The sequence below is a fragment of the Citrobacter sp. wls829 genome (genome assembly GCF_005280825.1).
Lineage (GTDB): Bacteria > Pseudomonadota > Gammaproteobacteria > Enterobacterales > Enterobacteriaceae > Citrobacter > Citrobacter gillenii.
In genome coordinates, this window is sequence record NZ_SZWP01000054.1 from 165,353 (window position 1) to 192,000 (window position 26,648).

The window sequence follows — 26,648 nt, forward strand, 5'->3', positions numbered from 1 at the left end:
ACCCCTCCTGAATATTACGCCTGCTCTTTCTCGTCATACTTGAAAGAGAAAAGGAAAATCACGGCAATCACCGCCGCTGCAACCGCCGGGATCCACCAGAACGGGATCCATGACTCAGGTACTGCCTGCCCCGCCACCAGACGGTTATACAGCGCACCGGAAATTTGCGAGCCCAGCAGCATGCCGATCCCGTAGGTAAACATTACGATCATGCTTTGCGCCTGGCCTTTCACCTTTTCCCCGGCAATACGGTCGGTGTAGATAAAGCCGACCACAAAGAAGAAGTCGTAACACACTCCGTGCAGCAAAATACCGAGATACAGCAGGATGCGCCCTTCTTCGCTGATGCCCAGCGCAAAGAAGGCGTAGCGCACAAACCAGGCACACATACCGATCAGCAGCATGTATTTCACTCCCAGCCGTCTGAACAGGAATGGGATCACCAGCATGAAGAAGATTTCGGACATCTGACCGAACGACATCGCGGTACTGACATCCCCAACGCCCGCATCCGCCAGAAACGATGCGGTGTACGCGTAGTAGGTCCCCAGTGGTACCGAGATTAACGTGGCGCAGAGTGAGAAGACGAAGAAATGACGGGTTTTGAGTAAGGCGAAAGCATCGGCGCAAAACAGATCGCGGACTTTTACCGGCAACCCTTTCGCGGGCGCAGGCGTGTTTGGCAGCGTCAGGCTGTAGAGCGCCAGAATCACAGAGATAACCGCCGCCAGCGTAAAGATGCCGGTGGTATCCGAAATACCGGTCACGCCGATAAAGATCCCCGCAACAATCCAGCCTATGGTGCCAAACACCCGTACTACCGGGAAGGTTTTATCTTTATCCGACAGGCTGTGAAACGCAATATTATTGGTCAGCGCCAGCGTCGGCATGTAGCACAGCGTGTAGCCAAACAGCAGGCCAATCAGCAGCGCACCGTTTTGCGCTACCAGCGCCTGCGGCACAAACCACAGGATCGCCGCCCCGGCGAGGTGCATCACCGCCATCACTTTTTGCGAGGCAAAAAAGCGATCCACCAGCATACCTAAGACAAACGGCGACAAGATTGAGGCTATCGGTCCGGCGGAAAACGCATCGCCAATCAGCAGCGACATATTGTGCTGGCTCATCACCAGTCCCAGCGTGACGGACCAACTTCCCCAGATAAAGAACTGTAAGAACATCATCAGCGACAGCCGCGGCACCAGCAGCCGGTACTGTACGCTCTGTTTTCCACTACTCTCGGTTGTCGACACCATTTTTTGCCCCACCCTTAAAAAAGTAATCGATTACAAATAGGTTCAAATGAAAAGTAATCGATTACAAAATAAAGATCCTGTCAGTAAGAACAGAACTGGGAGATCAATCACGATAAAGTTCAGGGAGTGACCGATCTCATCGCAAAGGATGAGATCGGTAAGGGATTAGCGGGCTTTACGGCGCAGCAGTTTGAAGGCCACAAACAGGAACAGGATCCATGCCGGTAGCAGCATCGCCGACAGACGCATCTCATCCATGGTGCACATCAGCACCAGAATCATGCCGAGGAACGCAATACACAGGTAGTTTCCGGCCGGGTACAGCAGCGCTTTAAACTGAGTGTCACGCCCTTTGCGACGCATTGCCGCGCGAAAGCGCAGGTGCGCCAGGCAAATCATGATCCAGTTCAACAGCAGCGTCGCCACGACCAGCGCCATCAGCAGGCTGAAGGCCTTTTGCGGCAGCGCGTAGTTGATCAGCACCACCAGCGAAGTGATCGCCCCGGAAAGCACCAAAGAGTTAACCGGTACGCCGCGACGGCTGACGCGGGTCAAGAACTTCGGTGCATTGCCCTGCACGGAGAGGCCAAACAGCATGCGGCTGTTGGAGTACACGCCGCTGTTATACACCGACAGAGAAGCCACCAGAATAACGAAGTTCAGCGCGGAAGCCACCACGTTGCTGTCAAGATTATGGAAAATCATCACAAACGGGCTGCTGTTTGATTTCACTTCAACCCATGGGTATAGCGCCAGCAGCACCACCAGTGAACCGATGTAAAACAGCAGAATACGATACACCACCTGGTTTACCGCTTTCGGAATACTTTTTTGCGGATCCTGCGCTTCTGCCGCAGTAATACCGATCAGTTCCAGCCCACCAAAGGAGAACATGATCACCGCCAGCGAGAGGATCAGCCCGTTCCAGCCGGTGGCAAAAAAGCCGTTATAGCGCCAGAGATTATCGATACTTGCCTGTTCGCCACCGTGACCAGAAAACAACATCCAGACGCCGAAGCCAATCATGCCAATAATCGCCAGCACTTTGATCAATGCAAACCAAAACTCGGTTTCGCCATACAGTCGCACGTTGACCAGGTTGATGGCATTGATGATCACGAAGAATACGGCGGCCCAAATCCAGGTAGGCACATCGGGAAGCCAGTATTGCATGTAGATCCCAGCCGCCGTCAGTTCAGCCATGCCGACCAACACAAACATCACCCAGTAGTTCCAGCCAGACAGAAAACCGGCAAACGGTCCCCAGTATTTATAGGCAAAGTGGGCAAACGATCCGGAAACGGGTTCTTCAACCACCATTTCGCCCAGTTGGCGCATGATCAGAAACGCAATGATCCCGGCTACGCCATAGCCCAACAGCACCGCCGGTCCTGCCATTTGAATCGCCGGGCCAATGCCCAGAAACAGACCCGTACCAATTGCGCCGCCCAGCGCAATTAACTGAATATGGCGGTTTTGCAACCCCCGCTGAAGCGTCGGCTCACTCGTTGACGCGGCATCGGACACGCTGGTGTCGGATGCAGATGACGCGTTTTTCACGCCCTACCCCTGTGTCGTTTATATTGAAGGGGCTTCTTTTAACATTTCAACCTGGTTGTCGCAAGGCGCAATCGTTTGGATACGCCGGGCATCCTTGCCCAGCGCACCGAGGCGCAGGAAAAAAGTCACAAATCAACGGGCGTTAGCGGAAGCCAACGCGTTGTTGTTATTTATTCAGATCAATACGCACCACGTTATCGGGTGCATCCGTGGAGTGGTCTTTATTGAATTTCTGCTTCACAGTGACAAACAGCGTTTGCCCATCTGCAGAGAGCAGCAGGCTATTCGGGTTCGGCGGCAGATCCCAGCTTTTCTTCACGCTGTAGTCGGTTGCATTCAGGCTAAGTAGTTTCCCGGCATCGCGCTGGGTAATATAGATTTCGTTGCGCTTTGCATTGAATTTCACCGCTAACGAATCGCCAACATCGAGTTGCTTGAGCAATTTACCGGTGTGGATATCCAGCACCAGAGTCGTTTTCGCTTGCGAGTTATCGGTGACAAACAAACGGCCCGTTTGCGCGTCTTCTGCCATATTCAGCAACAGCGCAGGTTTCTCACCCAGCGGCTTCCAGCGTTTCTCTATACGCTGATTACGCGGGTTGATCACCAGGATTTCGCCGCCGCCATTGGCGGCATAAATACGCTGAGTGACGTCAGAGTAATGCAGACCGGTCATCCATTTACCGGTGTTTTTGATACGGGTTTTCAGCTTCAGGGTTTCGGCATCCACCACCCAAATTACCGCCGGGTCAGCCACCGCGCCAATATAGAGCAGGCCATTATGCAGCAGCACCTGGCGCGCACCGTACGGGAAACCTTCGGCATTACGTTCCGGGAACAGTACACGATTTTTCACTTTACCATCGGCGATATTCAGGGCGCTCAGGCCGCCGTCCAGTGAGTTAGTAACGTACACCGTTTTACCGTCTGGCGAGAGCGCCATACCAAAGTTTTTCATATCGGTATGGCTTAGACCGAGAGTCTTGAGCGTTTTCGGATCCAGTTTGTAAACCACTCCGCCCTGGACATCTTTAAATCCTTCCGCACTGGCAACATACAGTGCATCGCCCGCCGGACTCAGCGCCATTTCATACAGACCATCAGCCAACGCACGCTGCTGGACATCAGTAGCAGCTGGCGTCACAGCTTTTTCCTGTACCGCCGTACGACTGGCTGGCGTTGAATGTGCGGCACAGCCACTTAGCGCTGCGGCAATCAGCAATGCCAGAGCGGATGTTGTTTTTTTCATTGCGGGGATCCTTACCAGAGTGTACGGAAATGGTTAACAACAAAAGAGAATGAGAACTATACGCATTATCTTTATTGAATCAAGAATAATTAGCTCGTGAATAAAAAAGATGAAACGGAGGTTTGAAGAGTGCGACTGACGCGCGCTACCTCCGCTTTCTTATAATTACCGTGAATTATTCTGGACGAAAAGGCACCGCAGGCCACAAAATGCACCTTACTGTTTTTTCAACATTTTTAAACGCGTTCCCCAGGTCAAGTTCCTGTCACGCGCTTTAAGCCACGCCGGGCAGCGACCGTCATGAATAAGATCATTAAACGTCTTGAAATCATCAAAAGTGCCATCGAACTGGAAGATGACGAGATCATTTTCCAGCAACTGGTGCATTTGAAAAATGATGCGTTGACGGACGTACCCAAAACGATCGTTCAGGCACTTGAAGCACGACGCTTCAGCGATGCCCTGCATGAAATCACCGGCTGGCTGCAATCACAGCGAGCGGTATCAACGTGGCAAGATCCCGGCATCGCTGCCAGCAAACTTGAGCTAAAAGCACTTGAAACACAGTTGCGCGACTTAATTGATAAACGCAATGCACGCATTCAAATCCTTGATGACTTCAACGACTTGTATCATCAGCACCTTGGGCCACTGATGAGTCGTATTCTCGAGTTGCGTAAACATCTGGCCGCCAGTGCGCAACGTAAGCAGGAAGCTGAGCGCAAACGCCGGGAAAAAGATTATCAGTCCTGTCAGCACTTTATTTCTCAGGCGGTCGATCAACTGGCGCAACTCAAACAGCAGTGGATGAGCCAGCGTTCAGACTCGCGCGAATCAGTGGAAACCCGGCAGCGCATTCAGCAGCAAACGGAGCTTATCACCGCCCTGCTGGCGGAAATTCGCGAACTGGAAAACGACTTTTCCCGCCAGGATGACAGCGCCACCCGCCAGGCGCAGGAAGAAGCCCGTCACGAATATGATGAATATCAGGAGCAACAGCAGGACGCGCAGCATCGTTATAACCGCGAACGGACACTTTCTCATGATGAGCGCAATGAACTAAAACGCCTGTGGCGGCAGGCCAGTCGCCTGTGCCACCCGGACGTGGTTGCGGATGACCTGAAAGATAAAGCGCACCAGATGATGGTACAGTTGAATCAGGCGCGACAAAATGCCGATCTGGCCGCCGTTCGTACGCTGCTTACCCAGTTGCAAAACGGTCTCGAACCGATGATGGCAAGCGACCGCCTTAACGATCTGCAACATTTACGCCGCAAGATACAGCAGCTCAGAGAGCAAATTAGCAGCTTGCTCAATGAAATTAGCGAACTGGAAGCTGAGAACGCCTGGCGCCTCGCCGCCTCTGTGACAGATAAGGAAGCCTACTTTGCCGACCAACAACGGGCGTTAACCGAGATCCGCAATACGCTGGAAGATCAGGTACGCCAGGTCGAGCAAGAACTGCTGGCCGGATAAGCCGACGACGTACAAAAAACAAGCTAATCGCTATTCTTTCGTGTGATTTTCAAATTAAGCACAAAAAGACAACTTTAGAATTAAACCCTTGATATTTATAAAATCAAAGCACATAACACCATAAAACAAAATGAAGACGTAAATAAATTTGAATATGGCAATATTTTCATCCCTCCCCTATACACCCTCCGCGCCAGCCTGGTTTAAGTTAAGAATTATCTTACAGCGTTCTCATTGTGCTAAAAATGAGCCCTATCCAACTGAATTACGCTCTTTTTTGGCGACCTTCTTAGCCACACCTATCAGAATCCCCTGTGTCTTTAGGGTTATCCAGTCCGCAATTTTCTCGATTCATAAGCGAAATCTATCAATCATCTGCCCAGAGGTGATTTAAACGATTTTATCTTAAATTTTAACAAAGTGTAATATCAACATTAAGAATAGTTAAAGATTTTAATAAATACAGAAAGTATCTGTTGAACCCGAAATAAATAAGGATACGTTCAAAACACAGAACGGGATATTCGTTTTAATTAACATTTCACGCATCGCGAGGAACTCTTTTTAATAAAAAAAGAGGCGATTGCTTGCATCAAAATTTCAAGGAGATCGTTATGTCTAAAGCTGTATTTTTGGGTGACTCACTTTACCCGTGGCTTGGCATGCGAGAAATTTTACGTGGTTCAGCATTATTTACGGATATCACGTACCACTCCTCTCAGACGCTTTCTGCCGTCAACATACATTCTCATAAATTGGATTGCATCATTATTAATCCTGGCAATTCTGATTTTTTAAAATATGCCAGAATTATCCGCAACATGGCCTTACGCCCTGCGACGATGATTATCGTTCTGGCCGATGAAGCCACTTTTTCACTTTTTCAAACCGTTTGCGGGATGAACATGCATTTTCTCGATCAAGACGACTCTCTTGATCAACTTTTGCACGCGTTCACCTCTATCACTCAAATAAAAAAATCACGCACTATCAAAGCAGTACATAACAAAATAACCGCAAACGAATTTAACGTCATGATGATGTTGGCCCGCGGTTGGACGCTGACTCAAATCGCTGGCGCATCGCAAAAAAGTGAAAAAACCATTGGGACGTACAAAAGCAACATTGCCAGAAAGCTTGGCAAAACCAATACCCGGCTCAAGTACACCATCTCGCACTATAGTCAGCCGTAACTGACTTATTTAAGGACAACCATAACGATTATTTTTTAAAAGGGACTCGCTTTCAGTTCGTCTTCTATTCCGCGAAACCCGGAAGGTATCCCCATTTTTAAAAATCGACCTGCCAGGTAGCACTCCCGCGTGCCAACCATAGCCAACAACTCAACGTAATAACGCATGCAATATAAAATGCAGATAAGGGTTATATATGAATAAAGTTTACAGCATTATTTGGAACGCGGTACTCGGTATCTGGGTTGTCGTTTCCGAATTAACCAAAGGCAAGAAAAAAAGCAGTTCGCGTAAAACTGTCGCGGTATTGGCGGCCAGTGCATTAAGCGGTGCTTCAATGCTGGCATCTGCGGCACCGATTATCGATACAGGTGAGCACAATATTTATACTGACTATCAGAGAGGTATTTCAGCTGAGGTAAATGAAGGAATTCATAATTATGGCTTCTTATATGAAGATAACTCTACCGGTCAGGCGCTCAACATCAGCGGCGCAATCCCAACGATTGCCCCAGGTCAAAGCGGCGTTGTGGAGTCAACCACCATCAGAGAGCTGCTGCAAAACGGAAAAATCACCCTAAAAGCCACCGGGCCGGATCAGAACGTCAAAACGATCTCCACCGTGGAGCAACTGGCAGAATACCTGACTCATACTCAATCGGCGAAACCTTCGCAGAGCATAGATTTTGATGTTTTTGATCCGGCGCTTCCGGGAGAACCCGAGCCAATTAAAGTCTTCGATACCAGCGCATTAGCCGGTTTTATCACCGAATCACAAATCGGTGATGCGGTGTTGAACACTTATGATCCACAGCAAACGCAAATCTATAAGCAATTTGGTATCGCTCTGGCGACAAACGGAGGCATCGCCAATCTGAATATTGGCAACGACACGCTTAACGTACGTGACAAGGCCAATACCATCGAATTGCTGGCCAAGGACTCCTCACTGCTGGAAGCGCAGGGCGCCAACAGCCAGGTGAACTGGAAGTCCGATAACTACATAAAATTCAACGCTGCCCCGGTTGTACCAACGGAAACATTTAACGGTTCACAAACCACCTCCGTATTTGGCACTGATGTAACGCTACTGGCTTACGGTTATAACGACACCGGTGAGGTTATCGAAACAGGTACCAAAACGTTCTCGATTACAACGGCCGCGGAGCTGGCTGAGTTCAATAGCTGGCTATTAGGCGAAAGTGATGACGCCGCACAAAAACCGGATGGACAAAAAGTCAGCCAGATCCAGCTGTGGCTGGATGCCGAAAATAGCCAAATAACGACGGTATCCGCTGCGCAAGCGAAGTATGCCGAGTTGATTGAAAACGTGCTTAGTTCCGGTAAAAAATCTGACGTTATCACTTGGGATTATGACGTCTGGACCGACGGCCTGTCGCATACGAATAACACTACCGCCGGGCGTGGTGAACTGCACGCCATCTATGCCAACGGCGCTGGGACTACCGGCACCCTGAACCAAGGTGCGATAATCGCCGTTGACGGCAGCATTAATGGCGTAATGAAAGCCATTGACGGTGGGGTTATCACTAACCTCGGCGAACTGAACGCATTGCGTTCCTCCGGCGGGCAAAGTCTGGCCATCGGCATGCTGGCGAAAGACGCCACTGCTACCAACCACGGCACCATCAACTCCGGGTTGTTTATTGATAAAGACGGCAATCAAAAGGTCAGCAGCTACGGCGCATTTGGCATGCAGGGGCAAGGCGCCAGCACCATTACCAACAACGGCACCATCAACCAGGCCATCACCACCGATAACTTCGGTACCGCCTCTGCCGCCGACCCCTGGAGTAAAGATGATCCTGATACCTCGCTGACGCTGGCCATTGGCATGCAACTGTCCAACGATGCGCAGGGCGTGAATAACGGCGTTATCAATATCGTCGACGGGAGCAAAAACGGTGCATCCTATGGTAAAGGCACTGCCTTTGGCGTAGAAGTCGCCGACAACGCGACCTTTACCAACGCGCAGAATGCCTCTATTTATCTTGGTCGCAACGCCAATGATCTGTCCCTGGATGCCACCCTGCCAGGCGGTTCCAGCCCAAGCGCCGGGATCATGACCAAAAGTGCCAGCGAGGTCATCAATAAGGGGCTCATCACGCTGGGCGTCGGCATACGCAACGCTGCGGGGATCTTGATCGGCAACGCGACAGGCAACGTGCTGAATACCGGCAATATTGTGGTCAATGGCGATGGTCGTGGAGGGAATATCAAGAACTACGGCATCACTGTTCGTGACAGTGGCGCTGAAAATGGTCAGATCATTCGCAATGACGGCAAGATCAACGTCAATGGCACCAACAACGTCGGTATTCACGTCAGCGCGACGAAAAAAAATGCCCTGGTGACCACCAGCGACTCAGGCTCTATTGTGGTAGACGGTACCGGCGGTGTGGGTAACCGTAACTACGCTATCTGGGCTGAGGGTGGCGTTAATGGTCAGGCGACGGTCAACGTCGATTCCGCTATCACACTTAACAAAGCCGGGAACATCGGCGTGCACGTGCGTGATAACGCCATCGCGAATGTCGACACCCTGAGCAGTCCACTATTCAACAGCACCAACCAGATTGGTTATTACCTGTATGGCAAAGGGGCTACCGCCAACATTGGTCAGGCGGTGATGAATGACAACGGTCAGGCTAACACCACTATTTTTCGTATCGCTAATGGTGCAAAACTTGCAGGTAATACGACCAACCCGAAAGATAATTCGAGTTCCAATCTCGACCTGACCTTAAGCGGCAAAAACTCCGTCGGCGTCTTCGCCACCGGCGCAGGCAGTAGTGTAGACACCGGCGAAGCCACGTTTAGCGTGAAAGGCTCCGATTCCGCAGCCCTGCTGATTGAAGGCGGCGCGAAAGGGACCATCAGCGATAAAACCACCATCAATTTAACCGGTGAAAGAACCATTGCCGGGATTGTTGACGGTAAGGCACATAAGTTGAATGGCGACGACGAGCAAGGTAACCCGACTGAAACTACCCTCACCTCAAACGCGAAGATCACCTCTGAAACTGGCGGTAACGAGGTTATTGCCTATGTGGCAAGAAATCTCGGCAATCTGACCCTTGGTGCCAACGCCATTATCGATCTAGCCAGCACCGACAGCATCGGTGTTGATGTACAGCAAGGCGGGCGTTTCACCAACAATTCCGACAAAGCCCTGCATGTCAGTGACGGTATCGGTGTTCAGGCTTCGGGAGCCAGTGCGCAGATTAATAAACTGGGCCAAATCCTGGTCGATGATGGTACTGCCGGTGTTCTACTGACTGAAGGTGCCAGTTTACTGATTAATGGCATTTCCGGTGACAGTATTACCACCAACGGTTCCGCTGACGGTATTCGACTCGCCGATAAAGCCGGCGCGCTGTCCGCGCAAAGCGTGATGATCCGCGCCGATGGAACTGGCGCAGGCATTCAAAACGATGCCAACAACAACAATATCCTGCTGCGCAACGTGACCATTGACTCCAACGATGGCGCGGGGATCCGCACCAGCGTGGCGCTCACCATGACCGATCGTGACAGCGAGGGAAATATCCTCAACGTTCACGGGAAAGGTACCGGCTTCGCCTTTGAACAACGCGATGGCGGCGAAACATCGGGCGACCTGAGCATAGGCAAAGGCTATACCATTGAGGTCCTTAAGGCTGAAGGTAGCGGTATTCGCGCAAATACTGATGGCGCGCTCACCACCAATGCCGATATCAATGTACGTGACGGCGCAGGCGGCTCGGCGATCATCGCGAAGAACGTCCTCGCCGTCAGCAATAGCGGCAAAATTATCTCTGCCAGCACCAGCGCACCGGTGATTGATGCCAGCGGTGACAGCAATAAAAAAATCACCAACACCGGCACCCTGCAGGCCATCAACGACACGGCCGTAGCCATTCAGTCTGGTAAAGGCAATGACGCCATTGATATCAGCGGCGGTGTGACCAGCGGCGTGATCAACACCGGTGAAGGTAAGGACACCTTTAACTGGCAAAACGGCACCTTTGCGGGCGAGGTGAATTTCGCCGGCACCGGCGGCAACAATAAAGCCAGCATCGGCAATGTGATGCTGGATAAAACGCGCCACATCATTACCGCTGCGGGTACGGGCAACGCCCTCACCTTCACCAACACCCACGGCGACAGTGCAAAAATTGGCAGCCTGAACAGCGACAACCAGACCACCGGCACCAACATTGGCACTGGCTGGGACTCGCTGACCATTACCGGGTCAAACGCGGATGTCCGCGTCGTTGAAAATCTGAGTCTGGCGAGCAAAACCATTGCCGTAAACAATGGCGCAACGCTGCGTACCGGCGACCACGTCGAGTCCACCAGCACCGCCGCGACCATTGGCAATTATGACGTGAAAACCCAGGGCACCAGCAGCAGGGTTATCTTTGATACCCAGGGCGATACGTCAGTCGCGCAAATTTACAACGGTGTCATTAGCGGTGACGGGAAATTTGAACGTAAGGCAGGCGGGACCACGGTCTTTACCAACAACAACAGCTACACCGGTTCTACCACCATTGATCAAACGGGGACGCTGCAGTTAGGTTCCGGCGGCGATACCGGCGAAGTCAGCGCCGTATCAAACATCCTCGACAACGGCGTACTGGCGATTAATCGCGCCAACGACGTGCTGCTCGGCGGCGTCATTTCGGGTATCGGCGCGCTGCAGCAAATCGGTGACGGCATTACCCGTCTGGCGGGCAATAACACCTATACCGGTGACACCACCGTCACCCACGGTACGCTGCTGGTAAACGGTAATCAGAGTGCGGCTACGGGCGCAACCACCGTCAGCGGCATGTCCACGCTTGGCGGTAACGGTATTATCGGCGGCAACGTGCTGATGAACGACGCCTCGACCCTCAGCGCGGGTGACGGCGGTGCGGGAACGTTAACCATTAACGGCGGCCTGCAACTGGGCAGCAAAACCACCTCCGCCTTCGAGCTGGGTCAGGCTTATACGCCGGGTGGCGCGCTGAATGACCTGATTACTGTCACCGGCAACCTGCAACTGGACGGGACGCTGGACGTCACCACGTCTCAGGGCGGTAATTTTGGACCGGGTGTGTACCGTATTTATAACTACGGCGGCACGCTGGATAACCGGACGCTGGAGCTGGGCGCGGTGCCAGACAGTCAGGATAAGAGCAACATTTTTGTCCAGACCTCTATCGACAAACAGGTCAACCTGGTCAACGCCAACGGCGTCACGCTGCAATTCTGGGACGGCGCAACCGTCAACCAAAGTCACGGTAAATCGGGCATTGAAGGCGACAGCAAGATTGACGGCGGCGATGGCAAATGGATGGCGATTGGCGATCAGGGCGACAACAACTGGACAACGGCCACAGGCGAGGGCAACGCGCCGTGGGCGCAGAAATCCTTCGCCGTGTTTACCACCAAAGGCGGTACCGTCACCGTGGATGACGCCAAAGGTGACGTCAATTTCTCCGGAGCACAGTTTGACGCCGACGGCTATGTCGTGAAAGGCGATGCGCTCAACGCTTATGCCACCACCGAAACGGCCACACATGCGGGTCAAACGCCGGGCACCGGTGAACTGCTGCTGCGCGTCGGGGCCGGTGGCGCGGGACAAAACTATACCGCGACCATTGAATCCATCCTTCGCGAGGCCAGCGCCCGCGATCGGCTGATGCTGGTGAAAACCGACCTCGGCCGTCTGATCCTCAGCGGTGATAACGAATATCGCGGCGGCACGCGCATTGACGGCGGCACCTTGCAAATCTCCGCCGACAGCAACCTCGGCCAGAGTGGCACGGATTTGGTCATCAATAACGCCTCCACGCTGCAACTGGGCGCTGATTTGACCAGCAACCGTACCATCGAGCTGGGCGCCAATGCTAACGCGGCGGTGTTTGATCTCAATTCGCACCATTTCACCCCAACCGGCGATATTACCGGAGATGGCAAGCTGAAAGTGACCAGTAGCTCAAGCGATGCGGGCAGCACCTTAACGCTTGACCGCGCCAACAGCTACCAAGGGGAAACCGAAATTGCCGGGACCGGAAATAGCAATAATGTGACGGTTAACGTCAGTAAAACCGGGGCGTTCGGCAGCAATGAAAGCAGCACTGTTAACGTCAATAACGGCGCAACGCTGAATATCAATGGTGCAGACACCAGCCTGACATCGCTGACCATGAACATCGCCGACAGTCTGTTAACGCTGGCCGATACCGTCACTGCCGCCAGCGCCAACCTGAATCTGACAGGTAAAGCGAAAGCAGTATTACGCGATAAAGCCACCGCTGCTAACGCGACGGTCAACGTAGCGAAAGACAGCACCCTGGCACTGGAAGACAACGCCAGCGGCGGCAATGCCACGGTAAACAACAGCGGCCTGATGACCGCGGCTGATAACGCGATGGCGGAAAATACGGTGGTCAAAAACCTGGCGGACGGCCTGGTGGATGTCAGCGCAGTCAACAGCGCCACCTCCATCGGTTCACTGTCCGGTGCGGGTAATGTCGAGCTGGGTAACAAGCAACTGTCGCTGGGTAATCTAAATCTGGCTGACACTATCAGCGGCGTTATCAGCGGCAACGACGGCAGCCTGGTGAAAATCGGCGACGGTACGCTGACCCTGACCGGCGACAACACCTGGACCGGCATCACGGATGTTGACCAGGGCGTGCTGCTGGTCAACGGTAATCAGTCTGCCGCAACCGGCCTGGTCACGGTGAAAACCGGCGCTACGCTCGGCGGTAACGGCATTATCGGCGGCGCGGTGGATGTGCAGGATAACGGTCACATTACCGCCGGTGCGGCCATCAACAGCGTCGGTAAACTGACCACCGGTTCGCTGACGCTAAGCGATAACGCACAGCTAGATTATCAGTTTGGTCAGGCCTATACCCCAGGCGGAGCTTTCAACGATCTGATTGATGTCAACGGCGATCTGACGCTTGACGGCAAGCTCAACATCGAGACCTCACCGAACGGCAGTTTTGACGTTGGGGTTTATCGCGTGATCAACTATACCGGCACGTTGACCAATAACGTGATGGATATTGCTAACGCACCGGAAGCCGCGGACAGCCTGTATGTACAAACCTCGGTTAAAAATCAGGTAAACCTGGTCAACCATGCCGGGCTGACGCTGCGCTTCTGGGACGGCACCGGCGGTGAGAACGGCAACCTGAAAAACAACGGCGTGATTAACGGTGGCGACGGGATCTGGCAATCCAGCCAGGGGAATGACAACTGGACCACCGATGAATCCACGCCAGAAGGCGCGCTGAACGCGCCATTTACCGATGCCGCGTTTGCCGTCTTCCAGGGCGAGGCGGGCAATGTGACGGTCGATAACAGCAAAGGCGACGTCATCATCAGCGGTGCACAGTTCGCCACCGACGGCTATCGCGTCGGCGGAGAGGCTATCACCACCGATACCGCCAATACGCTGATACGCGTTGGCGATGGTACGGTAGACGGCGTTAACTACACCGCCACCATTGACAGCGTGATCCGCGGCACCGGCGGTCTGAATAAAGGTGATCTTGGTACGCTGATCCTCACGGGCGACAATACCTACAGCGGTGGCACCACTATCACTTCAGGTACGCTTCAGGTAGCCGGTGATACCCACCTTGGCGCAGCAGATACTGGCATCACCTTTAATGGTGGTACGCTGAAATATGGCGACGCGTTCGATACCGCACGTCAGGTAACGCTGGAATCCGGTGGCGGGACGTTCGACACCAACGGGCACGATGTATCCCTGCTGACCGAAGTCGAAGGTCATGGTCAGTTGATTAAAACCGGCAAAGGTTCACTCACCCTGACGCTGGATAACACCTACACCGGCGGTACCACCATCAACCAGGGCGTATTACAACTCGGCACCGGCGGCGATATCGGCAGCATTCAGGGTGATATCGTTGATAATGGCGTACTCAGCGTCAATCGCGCTGATACCCTGGCATTAACCGGTGATATCAGCGGCAAAGGTCAACTGCACCAGACCGGCAACGGCACCACCGAGTTGCAGGGTAAAAACAGCTACAGCGGCGCAACGCTGATTACCCACGGCGTGCTGCAAGCGGGTGATACCAACACCCTGAGCGCGGCGTCGCACCACTATGTGGTTGCGGACACTACGCTTAACACCCAAGGCTACAACCAGACGGTAGCCGGGCTGAGTAACGGCGGCGATGTGTCGCTTATCGGTCAGCAAATTGGTACAACCTTAACCGTCAAAGGAGACTACACCGGCGAGAAAGGCACCCTCAACATGGCAGCCACGCAGAATGGTCGCGGCGCGGGTATTGCCGATCGCCTGATTATCGACGGCGGTAAAGCCAGCGGGAAAACGTTGCTTGATGTTGACGGCTCCGGCCTCGGCGCGCCTACCGTGGGTGACGGCATCGAAGTGGTCACCGCGCTGAATGGCGCCACCACCACCGCGCAGACCTCGCGAGACGCCTTCCATCTTGCCGCTGAACGCATGGCTGCGGGTGCATTTGAGTACCAACTGCACGCCGGTAACGCGCAAGGTCAGGGTGAAAACTGGTATCTGAGAAGCGAATACCGTCCGGAAACCATGCTGTACTCCGGCCTCGCCAGCGTCGTTCGCCAGGGTGACATCAGCCTGCTGGGTAACATGCACCAGCGTATGGGTGACGAGGTGAAACCGGGTATTGATGAAGATAACCGTGCGTGGGCCAGAATGATTGGTTACTCCGGCAAAACCAAACTGGATGATGCGACAGGGACACAAACCAGTTCACATACCATGGGCATCCAGGTCGGCGTCGATATGTACGCCAATGAAAGCTGGAAAGCCGGGATGTATGCCAGCGTGCTCGACATCGACAGCAGTGTTAAAGGCACCAAAACCGGCAGCGATGGCAAAGGCGGTAATATCGATGACAACGCGTTTTACGTTGGCGGTTATGCCACCTGGTTCTCGGATGACGGAATGTATGTCGACAACGTCCTGCAGTACGGTAACCATAAATCCCGTCTGTCGGCATCCGGAAATAACGGCTCGCATACGGTGAAAGGCAATACGCTGACGGCATCAACGGAAGTGGGCAAGTCATTCCGCTTAGGCGCCAGCGCCTGGAGTCTGGAGCCTCAGGCGCAGTTGATCTATCAGTACAGCAACTTCGATAACAGTACGTTGGATGGCGTCACCCAAACGAAGGTCAAGATGGATACCGCCGATTCGTTTACCGCGCGTCTGGGTGTACGTCTGGTCGCAGACTATGATACCAACCACGGTAAATTCCAGCCTTACGGCCGGGTGAACGTCTGGCAGGGTCTGGGTTCAAAAGACAAGACACAGTTTAGCAATGCGGTTGCCACCACTACGCTGGAATCGTCACAGCAGTACTCCAGCACCGAAGTCGCCGCCGGTCTGAGCTGGTCTATTGACCGGAATGTGCAGGTCTACGGTGAATTGGGTACGCAATTCAGCAATGGCAGCAGTAAGTCGCAGATTGAAGCCCCGGTGAATGCATCTATTGGCTTTAAGAAATCGTTTTAATCTAACGTAAACGTAGCCAGCCCTCTGTTATTACAGGGGGCTTTTTTATGCGCGAGGGAATCAACATCGGTTGTCCGGCGGTTGTCCGGATAACGCGCGTGCACCGCCATCAGGAAAAAAGCGTTATAGCCCAGGGAGAGAGTGATTAACGGCTAAATTGGTTTAACAGTGCGGGAATGTCTTCGGCCATCACCGGAGGAGAGATGAAAAAACCCTGAATTTTATCGCAGCCAATCAGCGTCAAACGTTCTAACTGGGCATGGGTTTCTACCCCTTCAGCCAGCACTTCAATGCCAAAATTGTGCGCTAATGAAATAATACCCTCAACGATCTTTGCCGATCGGGTATCGGGCTCGATGCCTGCAACAAATTCTTTATCAATCTTTAAGGTATCAAACGGATACTTCAGCAGATAATTAAGGTTCGCGTGTCCGGTACCAAAATCATCAAGCGCCAGCTTCACCCCAATCGCCTTCAGTTCTGTCATGTTTTTAGCGGCTATCTGGCTGTCGCACAGCGGCGACGTTTCCGTGATCTCTATTTGGCATCGATGAGCAGGCAGTCCACTGGCGGCGAGATTTTGTCTGACACGTTGTGGGAGCAGTGGATCGCAGAATTCAAGGGCAGAAATATTAACAGAGAGAGAAAGAGGGTCTGGCCAGGAGGCGGCAATATCCCATGGAGGGTTGCTTACCATCTCCTCTATGGAAAATATATTGCCGCTATTTTCCAGCGCCGTAATAAAAACATCAGGGGAGATCATGCCCATCTGTGGGCTATTCCAACGTATTAACGCTTCAAACCCACTAATAGTGTGGGTTTGTAAGTTAAAAATAGGTTGATAAACCATATAAAGCTGACTGGTATTGAATGCTTTTTCAAGCGCCGTTAGCACATCACTGGAATCTAACACACCCCTTCCCCCCCATCACCACAACAAAAACCAGTCGAAATCACTCCCAAATTGTATCTACTTTTACGTATTTCACATCAGAAAAGAATATTCAGATCAGGGTAAAAAAGACAAGCTATGGGTAAACCTAATAATTAATTTATTTAAATCAGAGGTATTGGCCAGTCCCAGTTTCGTAACTACCCGCATCTTGTGCGCTTGAATCGTTTTATAATTCAAACTGACTAATTCAGAAATTTCTCTGGCAGTATAACCACTTACCAATAGATTGAGGATCTGCTGTTCTCTTTCAGTGAGCCTTTTCTGCGACCGATACAGTCGGGGATTCCATTTCCCAACCGCCAGCGTAGCCAGTTGTCCAAAATCACGCAGTGATGACTTTTCCGTCAGGACAATGGTCTTTTCCACATATAATAACTCAACACATAATTTCGCTACCAAACTGTCAGCGACAATGACAATAACGTTATTATAAAATTTAAATCGGTTTTTATTCAAAAACTGCACAATTGCAGAACACGGTTGTTCATTGTTAATGATATTAAAAACCATTGTTTGATGTTGGCACAATGATGATTGCTGCAACATATCCTCAAACGGGAATGTTTTGATAGGGACATGTTTACTTGTCAGATAGGCGAACATACCGCTGCCCACAAAATTATCAGTGCCGCACATCAACATCCTGTTCACCGTTCCTTATAAACTTCGAATCTTATTACTCATTAAAAATTTGATGATTATTTTCTCGACTTCCGCCTCTTCACGACGGTTCTTATAGTCAAACTCGCACGATATCTGGTAGCAGGAGTACAACTGATTATCATCATCAAACTCATTGATCATGACGACATCAATCACTTTGAGATCAAGCAGTAAACTGCCAAACACATCAAAATCCAGGGCGGCACCTTTAATAACCGCATCTTTATAAAGGAATCGTGCATTCACATCCTTAACGATTAATGCGCAGCCCCCCTGAGAAATATTTTTAACCTTCAGTGAGTAATTTTCGCCGTTTTTGTAACGACCAGAACAGAAAAAATCATAGCCCTTGAGGAAGGAGAAACGCTGATTTTGTCGCTGTTGCGCAAAGAAAATCATATCCGGGATAAGGTACGACAACCCTACTTGCGCATCACCTGCGGACGCCTGTTCGTATCTGGCGCTAAATTTAACAATCCCGCTATCACTGTGCAGGATGAAGTATTGGACCTTTTCAGGAACGATGTCTTTGTGCGGAGAAAGCACAAAGCGCTCGAAATCAATCTTTTCTAACTGTGTGATAACGCTGTTGTTTTCACATAAGACTTCCAGTTTAGTCTTCTTGTGCAACTCTTCGCGCAGGATCGCTATGATTTCAAACTTGTTGTCCTTTGCTAATCCAAAGCTCATTCTCAAACCCTTATTTCCATATTTAAGAAATGTTCCGGTCTTGTTCGCAGACAAAAACACGAAATCAGCATCCACTCCTGGCGCTTAATTACCTTAGTGGATTCCATGTCAAACTGTTGATAAAAATTTAAGTTTTTAACTATCTTTAATGTTTTATTGATATGTAAAAACGTTTGATACGGGTTAATTCTAGCTGAAGTGAAGTCTAAAACCACGCTAAGTTGCGCAACAAGCATAACAAAAAAGAATAACAAGACGTTTTCAGCAGGGGTTTGGGGATAACGAATTTAGCTTATGGCAAAAAAAAGCCAGCATCATGCTGGCTCCGGTAATTACCGTATTAAACTCTAGTGGCATACTATCTTACAGAGGGTACAACGTGAGAAAATCAGTACTGCTGCTTAACGAGGGTCCGGGCTGAATCCGCAATAATCATTACTGCACCCGCCAGCATTAATGTATCTTTTAACACTAGCCGCCCGGCCCCCGATAAATACGGGAAACCGTGGTGCAGATCGCCTAGCGGCATAACCCATGCTTCCGGCGTGGTGATTAAAAAAGACAGGGTGACAATCGGTGTGGCGAATGCCAGAATCCCGCCGATTAATCCCAACCTGCGGCTGAGCGGATTTGCCAGCACCAACAAGGCAATAATTATCTCAACCACGCCCAGTCCATTAGAGAAGCTGTAGGTATTATTCGCTGCTTGCCATTCCCGCTCCTGCGGTTTAAATTCCCCTTCATGCGTCAAATGCTGCTGATACTCTTGCGGATGTTCATAAAAAAATGACATTGGCGGACTGTTGGCCACGAATGGCGTAATACTGTCGGCTTCGTATGGAACGAATTTTAATAATCCAATCCAGATAAACACAATGGCGATGCTCAGGCGAATCAGGGTTAATCCGATGCGATCGGCCTTGCCCAGTAAGCGAAGATATTTTTCCATACCAACCGCCCTTACTTGTACAAAATCGCCGTAGCGTAAGTGCTGCTGTCAATACGCATTGAGGTGATTTTCCACGATGATGCCTGTTTCTCCTGCGCCAGTTTTGCAATGGCCTCCTCAATCACAGAAGGCGCGGCTGAGACGGCTGACACGCTAACGTGGGCAATTTCGGTTGGCGACTGCGCCAGCGCGGAAAACGTGACAGGTGCAGTCAGTAAAGAGGTCATCAGTAAAGTTGCTTTCAACATATTCATTTCTATTTCCATTAACCAGTCAATTCAGTGTTAATATAATAAACTCACACATTCTATTTATTGCCATCCGTAACGCCAGAATAACTGTTCATACGTATTATTTAGGTACTGTGCTACACGCATAAAAAAAGCCCCACACGGGTGGGGCAAAAAGGCAGACACAGCATTTTATTATTTAACTAATGCGAATAGATCGTTTAATGATTCGCTCATGCTCGGGTGGGTAAATATTTGGTCACGTAAAACGGTATAGGGTAATCCGGCATCCATAACGGTTTTAACGATATTAATCATTTCATGTGAATCTACACACAATAGCGAGACACCTAATATCCGTTGGGTATTCACATCAACCACGGCTTTGAGCATACCGCGCGTATCATCCATCACCCGAGCCCGCGGGATCGCCGTAACGGGTAACGTCACGATCTGAACCTCCGCCCCGCTGGCTCTGGCCTGCGCTTCACTCATCCCCACGCGAGAAAGCGGCGGTGTCATAAACACGGAATACGGCACATTCTGGCGGTCGCCGGTGTTGCGCAACCCATCGCCCAATAAACTGTCGCGCACAATGCGGAAATCATCCAGCGAGATATAGGTAAATTGCAATCCGCCAGTCACGTCGCCCATGGCCCAGATATTATCTGCCGAGGTGCGCAGATATCTATTCACGATAATTCCGCCCCGATCGTTGACGTCCACGCCAGCATTTTTCAGTTGCAGTGCTTCCGTTGCCGGTTTACGCCCCGAGGCGATCAGTAGCGCGTCCACCGAATGCGTCTCTTCTGGCATCTGTATCTGTACCGCACCGTCCTGGGACGATACAGAGTGTACATTGGCGTTCAGAATCAGCTCGACACCTTTGTCGCGCAAAATGCGGGCAATGGCATCAGCGACATCCCGGTCTTCACGCGGTAAAAATAGCGGCGCGGCTTCAAAGATAGTGACCTTGCTTCCAAAATTGGCAAACATGGACGCGAATTCCACACCAATGTACCCGCCGCCCAAAATCCCCAACCGCTGAGGACGCTGCGCCAGATTCAGCAATCCAGTGCTGTCGAATACGCCAGGTGTGCTGGATAATCCTTTAATATCAGGCATCGTCGACTGCGCACCGGTATTAATGAAAATCTTCTCGCCGCGGAGTTCACGCGTGCCGGTCGCCTGGATGACCCGCACAGTATGGTTGTCAACAAACTCAGCGCGCCCTTCAATCACATCGACATTGTCCAGACCGGCAAGGTTATGGAAGTTTTTATCACGCAGAAAGCGAACAACATCTGTTTTGCGTTGCATTGCGGCGGCAAAGTCATGCTGCATTTCGGCATCATGCACCAGCGTTTTAGTGGGTATACAGCCGATATTGATACATGTCCCGCCATACATGGTGTTGGACTGCTCAATAATCGCCACCTTCCAGTCTGCTTTTGCCAGCGTCGCCGCCAGCGTTTTACCTGCTTTGCCAAAACCAATAATGATCGCCTGATACTGATTCATTCTGCCTCTTTGCAAAATCACTGTTCATTTGTTAACCCGAAGTATAAGGACTGACGAACATGAACAGCGTATCCATAACGCGCTTATTTATGTCAAATCGTCTAAAGTGAAATATGCAAATTTGTGAAAGCACAAACCATATTACCAACTAACCATTTGATGGTATTAATTTAATATAAAATTATAGCGATAATGGCGATATCTCCCTAAGGGTATAAAATTGTTCAGGAGTCTTTATGGACGCGCTTAGCCGATTATTAACGCTTAATGACCCGCAGGGGTCTATTGATAAAAACTGCTTGTTGAGCAGAGACTGGCAGTTGCCACATGCTGCGGGAGAGCTGTCGGTTATTCGCTGGCATACGGTAACTCAGGGTGCGGCTCAGCTTGATCTCCCGGACGGCTCGTCCTACACGCTGCATCCTGGCGCAGTGGTTATGCTGGCACAAAACTCCGCCCACAGGCTGTGCCAGTCAGGCGAGGAACAAACGCATCTCGTCTGCGGAAGCCTACGGTTGCAGGCATCTTCACGCTATTTTTTAACCGCACTGCCGGAATTGCTCATTCTGGCCCCCGAGGAAAATAGCCCTGTTGGTCAGTGGCTGAGAGCCATGATTGAACTGCTGCAACTGGAATCAATGAGCACGCTGCCAGGTTCTGAGGTGGTATGCAGCCAGCAATGCGCCACGTTGTTTACCCTTGCTGTACGCGAGTGGCTGACACGGGCCGCGCCGGGCAAAAACATGTTGAATCTGCTGCTGCATCCCAAACTGGGGGTTATCGCTAACCTGATGCTGGAGTTGCCCGCTCATCCGTGGACTGTCGAAGAGCTGGCGCAGCGCGCGCATATGTCGCGGGCCAGCTTCGCGCAACTGTTTCGTGAAGTCTCAAACTCCACGCCGCTCGCGGTCTTAACCACATTGCGTCTGCAATTCGCCGCCCAGATGTTAGCGCGTGATTCACGGCCGTTGATCGTGATTGCTGAGGCGGTGGGCTATGCCAGCGAATCTTCGTTTCACAAAGTCTTTCTGCGTGAATACGGCTGCACGCCGGGTGAGTACAGAAAGCGGGTCAAGGCGCTGGAAAAATAGCGTTGCGCCGTATTACGTTCTCCGGCGCAACGCTATTCAGGCGTTATTTCTGCGGACGATGGCGGTGCAGCCACATCAGCTTATACGCCGCCGGAATGATAAACAGCGACAGCAGCGGCGCGGTGATCATACCGCCAATCATCGGGGCGGCGATCCGACTCATCACCTCCGACCCGGCCCCGGTGCCCCATAAAATCGGCAGCAGGCCGGCAATAATCACCGCCACGGTCATCGCTTTGGGGCGCACGCGAAGCACCGCCCCGTGATACAGCGCCTCATCCAGCTTAGCCACCGTAAAGGTCTGCGGATTTTCCAGCGCGGGCTCCGCCTCAATGGCGTGGCGCAAATACATCAACATCACCACGCCAAACTCGGCGGCAACACCTGCCAGCGCAATGAATCCAGTGCCGGTCGCCACCGACATATGGAACCCCATCCAGTAGAGGAACCAGATCCCACCCACCAGTGCGAACGGCACGCTGGTGATAATCAGCAACGCTTCACCAAAACGACGGAACGCCAGATACAGCAGCACGAAGATGATCATCAGCGTCATCGGCACCATCAGTTTGAGCTTATGGCTGGCGCGTTCAAGCAGCTCAAACTGGCCCGAAAACGCCACGCTGGTCCCTGGTTTTAGCTGGACGTTTTCGCCAATCGCTTTTTTCAGATCGTTTACCACCGAGACCATGTCACGATCGCGGGCATCGATGTAGATCCAGCTGGTCGGGCGTGCGTTCTCGGTTTTCAACATCGACGGGCCTGAAACAACCTTCACATCCGCCACATCCGCCACATCCGCCAGCGTGATTTGTTGCTTCATGGGCGTCAGGACCGGCAATTGCCGTAACGCTTCCGGACTGTCGCGATAGCTTTGCGGGTAGCGAAGATTGATCGGATAGCGGGCAATCCCTTCCACCGTTTCGCCCACCATCGCACCGCCGACCGCCGAGGTAATAAACAGCTGTACATCGCCTACGGTCATGCCATAACGCGCGGCCTTTTCACGTTGAATATCGACGCTGAGATAGCGCCCGCCTTCCAGACGTTCCGCCAGCGCAGACGCGACGCCCGGCACGGTCCTCGCCACCTCTTCGATTTGCTCTGCCGTGGCGTCAATGTCCGCCAGCACGGTACCCGAGACCTTAATCCCGATTGGACTTTTGATCCCGGTAGACAGCATGTCGATGCGGTTACGAATCGGCGGTACCCACAGGTTTGCCAGGCCCGGCAGCCGGACCGTTTTATCCAGTTCCTCGATGATTTTGTCCATCGTCATCCCCGGACGCCACTGATCCTGCGGTTTCAACTGGATGGTGGTTTCAACCATTTCCAGCGGCGCGGAATCGGTGGCGGTTTCGGCCTTACCGGTTTTACCAAATACCCGCGCCACTTCCGGCACGGTCATGATCAGCTTATCGGTTTTTTGCAGCATATCCGCCGCCTGCGCCGCCGAGATCCCCGGCAGGGTCGACGGCATATACAGCAGGTCACCTTCGTTGATCTGCGGTAAGAACTCGCCGCCGACTTTATTGAGCGGGAAAATAACCGTCAGGATCGACAACACCGCCACCAGCAGGGTGGCCTTCGGCCAGTGCAGCACCTTCAGCAACAGCGGATGATAAATGCGGATCAGAAAACGGTTAAGCGGGTTACTGCTTTCCGCCGGGATCGTGCCGCGGATCCAGAATCCCATCAGGATTGGGATCACCACAATCGCCAGCAATGCGGCCCCAGCCATGGCATAGGTTTTGGTGAACGCCAGCGGGCCAAACAGTCGCCCTTCCTGCCCCTCAAGGGTGAAAATAGGGATAAACGACAGGGTAATAATCAGCAAACTGATGAATAGCGCCGGTCCCACTTCCACCGAGGCGTTGGTGATCACCTGCCAGCGCGTGGCGTTATCCAGCTTTTCTCCCGGATGCTGATGCGCCCACTCTTCCAGCCGCTTATGCGCGTTCTCAATCATCACAATCGCGGCATCAACCATCGCCCCTACAGCAATGGCGATGCCGCCAAGCGACATAATGTTGGCGTTCAGTCCCTGGAAATGCATCACGATAAACGCAATACACAGCCCTAGCGGCAGGGAAATAATGGCGACCAGCGCCGAGCGGATATGCCACAGGAACAGCGCACACACCAGCGCCACAACGATAAACTCTTCCAGCAACTTGTAGCTCAGGTTATCAATCGCGCGGTCGATAAGCTGACTGCGATCGTATGTTGTAACTACCTCAACGCCTTCCGGCAGGCTGCTTTTCAGCGTCTCAAGTTTGGCTTTGACGGCGGAGATTACGTCACGTGCATTTTTACCCGAGCGCAGGATCACCACGCCGCCCGCCACTTCGCCTTCACCATTCAGTTCAGCGATGCCACGGCGCATTTCCGGTCCAATTTGCACGCGGGCAACATCGCGCAGGTAAACCGGCACACCGTCAGCCCCGGATTTCAGCACAATAGTATTGAAGTCATCGAGGGTTTGCAGATACCCGCTGGCACGCACCATGTATTCCGCTTCCGCCATCTCCACGGATGAGCCACCCGCCTCCTGGTTAGACGCATCCAGCGCCGATTTCACCGCAGCCAGGCTGATACCGTATTGCGTCAGCTTCATCGGGTCGATAACCACCTGGTACTCTTTGACCACGCCGCCTACCGACGCCACTTCTGCAACATTGGGAATCGTTTTCAGCTCATACTTTAAAAACCAGTCCTGCAGAGAACGCAGCTCGGCCAAATCGTGTTTGCCGCTGCGGTCCACCAGCGCATATTCAAAGATCCAGCCGACGCCGGTGGCATCTGGCCCCATTTCCGCGCTGACGCCTGCGGGCAGTTTTCCCTGCACCTGGTTGAGATATTCCAGTACACGGGAGCGTGCCCAGTAAGGGTCGGTGCCGTCTTCAAAAATGACATACACGTAAGAGTCACCAAACTGCGAGAAACCGCGCACCGTTTTCGCGCCAGGCACCGACAGCATGGTGGTGGTCAGAGGATAAGTGACCTGATTCTCAACGATTTGTGGCGCTTGTCCCGGATAGCTGGTTTTAATAATCACCTGCACATCAGAGAGATCCGGCAGTGCATCTACTGGGGTGTTGATAATGGTCCATGTTCCCCAAATACTGAGGAACAACGCCCCCATCATCACCAGAAAACGGTTAGCCACTGAGCGGCGAATAATCCATTCAATCATGTGTTATATCCTCAGTGTGAATGGGTCGCCGGGGTCGGCATTGCGGGCATAGCCGCGGCGTCTGGCGTCCCACTCTTCCGGGCGCGCATGCGGTCCAACGCCCCGGCGATATTCGCCTCGGAATCAATCAGGAACAGGCCGCTGGAGACCACCTTCTCACCTTCCGTCAGACCGGAGCGGATAGCCGTTAGCCCCTGAGATTCATGGAATACGGCAACCTGCTTCGGCACAAAGCGTCCGTCGTTATCCACGGTGATCACCCGCTGCTCGCTGCCCGTATCAATCAGCGCTTTGGACGGGATCAGCAGCATCGGCTCACTTTGTGTTTTCAGCTTGAGGTAAGCATTCATCCCCGGCTTGAGTGCCTCGTCAGGGTTTTCGACCTGCAAACGTAACTGGAGGGTTCGCGTCGTGGCATCCACGCTCGGCAAAATACTCCACTTGCTGATGGTGAATGTTTTATCCGGCCAGGCGGGTACGGTAATCGCAAACTGCGAGGCGTCTTTAATCAGCCAGGCGATAGACTCCGGGACCGATGCGCTGACCCACACCGGATCCATGCCCTGAATTTTTGCTACCACGTTATCTTTCGAAATGTTCATGCCGGTGCGCAAATCAAAGGCGGTGATCACCCCATCGATGGGGGCGCGCAGGGTGAAGCGGGTTTGAATTTTCCGCGTCGATTTTAAGCGCTGGATGTCCTGTTCGGGCATCCCGGCCAGACGCAATCTTTCGAGAATACCGTCGACTTGAGTGGCGGTACCGCCGGTCTCGCGCAGCAGCAGATATTCGCTCTGCGCTTCAACCCAGTCGGGGATGGTCAGATCAATCAGCGGCGCGCCTTGCTTAATTTTATCGCCAACGGTCAACGGATACACTTTTTCGATAAATCCCGCTGAGCGGGCTTGCACAATCACAAACTGATATTCGTTATAGCTAACGTTGGCCGGGAACGTTTGTGCATACTGCAGCGGTCCACGACGTACGGCCTCGGTTTTTAGCCCCAGATTTTGGGTTTGCGTCGGATCGATTCGCACCCCGGCACTGTTGCAAAGTTAGCGATGAGGCA

General features: G+C 52.2%; 14 protein-coding genes and 1 pseudogene. 4 read left to right on the forward strand and 11 right to left on the reverse strand.

Annotated elements, in window-relative coordinates:
• Positions 1–14: 14 nt before the first annotated feature.
• The 3 genes from FDW88_RS09680 to FDW88_RS09690 all read right to left on the reverse strand — a co-directional run bounded on the left by FDW88_RS09680 (position 15) and on the right by FDW88_RS09690 (position 4,065).
• Positions 15–1,256 carry an MFS transporter gene (locus FDW88_RS09680; protein ID WP_115259150.1) on the reverse strand — a complete coding sequence of 414 codons (1,242 nt, stop codon included), beginning with the start codon at positions 1,254–1,256 and terminating at the stop codon, positions 15–17.
• A gap of 165 nt (positions 1,257–1,421) precedes the next feature.
• Complete coding sequence (gene pheP / locus FDW88_RS09685) at positions 1,422–2,816, reverse strand: phenylalanine transporter (protein ID WP_096757960.1); 1,395 nt, start codon at positions 2,814–2,816, stop codon at positions 1,422–1,424.
• 166 nt (positions 2,817–2,982) lie between these two features.
• Complete coding sequence (locus FDW88_RS09690; RefSeq protein WP_137362457.1) at positions 2,983–4,065, reverse strand: YncE family protein; 1,083 nt, start codon at positions 4,063–4,065, stop codon at positions 2,983–2,985.
• Positions 4,066–4,365: 300 nt separating this feature from the next.
• Between FDW88_RS09690 and FDW88_RS09695 the strand changes: the two genes are divergently transcribed.
• From FDW88_RS09695 to FDW88_RS09705, 3 genes are all read left to right on the forward strand, one after another.
• Complete coding sequence (locus tag FDW88_RS09695) at positions 4,366–5,541, forward strand: DnaJ family molecular chaperone (protein WP_137362458.1); 1,176 nt, start codon at positions 4,366–4,368, stop codon at positions 5,539–5,541.
• A 614-nt stretch (positions 5,542–6,155) separates the two neighbouring features.
• Positions 6,156–6,734, forward strand: coding sequence for a LuxR C-terminal-related transcriptional regulator (locus FDW88_RS09700; RefSeq protein WP_137362459.1), 579 nt, complete (start codon positions 6,156–6,158; stop codon positions 6,732–6,734).
• Positions 6,735–6,930: 196 nt separating this feature from the next.
• Positions 6,931–16,284 carry an autotransporter outer membrane beta-barrel domain-containing protein gene (locus FDW88_RS09705; RefSeq protein ID WP_137362460.1) on the forward strand — a complete coding sequence of 3,118 codons (9,354 nt, stop codon included), beginning with the start codon at positions 6,931–6,933 and terminating at the stop codon, positions 16,282–16,284.
• A 145-nt stretch (positions 16,285–16,429) separates the two neighbouring features.
• Here the strand turns inward: FDW88_RS09705 and FDW88_RS09710 are convergent, their stop codons facing one another.
• The 6 genes from FDW88_RS09710 to rclA all read right to left on the reverse strand — a co-directional run bounded on the left by FDW88_RS09710 (position 16,430) and on the right by rclA (position 21,292).
• Positions 16,430–17,197 (reverse strand): bifunctional diguanylate cyclase/phosphodiesterase, encoded by a 768-nt coding sequence (locus FDW88_RS09710; protein WP_137362461.1) that lies wholly within the window; start codon positions 17,195–17,197, stop codon positions 16,430–16,432.
• A gap of 96 nt (positions 17,198–17,293) precedes the next feature.
• Positions 17,294–17,875, reverse strand: coding sequence for a LuxR family transcriptional regulator (locus tag FDW88_RS09715; RefSeq protein WP_170974163.1), 582 nt, complete (start codon positions 17,873–17,875; stop codon positions 17,294–17,296).
• 21 nt (positions 17,876–17,896) lie between these two features.
• Positions 17,897–18,592 carry a pilus assembly protein PilZ gene (locus FDW88_RS09720; RefSeq protein ID WP_137362462.1) on the reverse strand — a complete coding sequence of 232 codons (696 nt, stop codon included), beginning with the start codon at positions 18,590–18,592 and terminating at the stop codon, positions 17,897–17,899.
• A 388-nt stretch (positions 18,593–18,980) separates the two neighbouring features.
• The gene (gene rclC, locus FDW88_RS09725; RefSeq protein WP_137362463.1) at positions 18,981–19,541 is read right to left on the reverse strand and encodes a reactive chlorine resistance membrane protein RclC; all 561 of its coding nucleotides are present in this window, start codon (positions 19,539–19,541) and stop codon (positions 18,981–18,983) included.
• An 11-nt stretch (positions 19,542–19,552) separates the two neighbouring features.
• Positions 19,553–19,789, reverse strand: a complete 237-nt coding sequence (gene rclB / locus FDW88_RS09730) for a reactive chlorine resistance periplasmic protein RclB (protein WP_170973021.1) — start codon at positions 19,787–19,789, stop codon at positions 19,553–19,555.
• Between the two features lie 177 nt (positions 19,790–19,966).
• On the reverse strand, positions 19,967–21,292 hold the full coding sequence (rclA, locus tag FDW88_RS09735; RefSeq protein WP_137362464.1) for a reactive chlorine resistance oxidoreductase RclA: 1,326 nt from the start codon (positions 21,290–21,292) through the stop codon (positions 19,967–19,969).
• A gap of 236 nt (positions 21,293–21,528) precedes the next feature.
• On the opposite strand from rclA, the gene rclR reads away from it, so the two are divergent.
• Positions 21,529–22,383: a reactive chlorine-specific transcriptional regulator RclR gene (gene rclR, locus FDW88_RS09740; protein ID WP_117342177.1), complete on the forward strand. Its 855-nt coding sequence runs from the start codon at positions 21,529–21,531 to the stop codon at positions 22,381–22,383.
• Positions 22,384–22,426: 43 nt separating this feature from the next.
• On the opposite strand, the gene FDW88_RS09745 is transcribed toward rclR, so the two are convergent.
• Both FDW88_RS09745 and FDW88_RS09750 read right to left on the reverse strand, forming a co-directional pair.
• The gene (locus FDW88_RS09745; protein ID WP_137362465.1) at positions 22,427–25,579 is read right to left on the reverse strand and encodes a CusA/CzcA family heavy metal efflux RND transporter; all 3,153 of its coding nucleotides are present in this window, start codon (positions 25,577–25,579) and stop codon (positions 22,427–22,429) included.
• An 11-nt stretch (positions 25,580–25,590) separates the two neighbouring features.
• Positions 25,591–26,619: pseudogene (locus FDW88_RS09750) on the reverse strand (efflux RND transporter periplasmic adaptor subunit); the annotation flags it as partial.
• Positions 26,620–26,648: the final 29 nt, after the last annotated feature.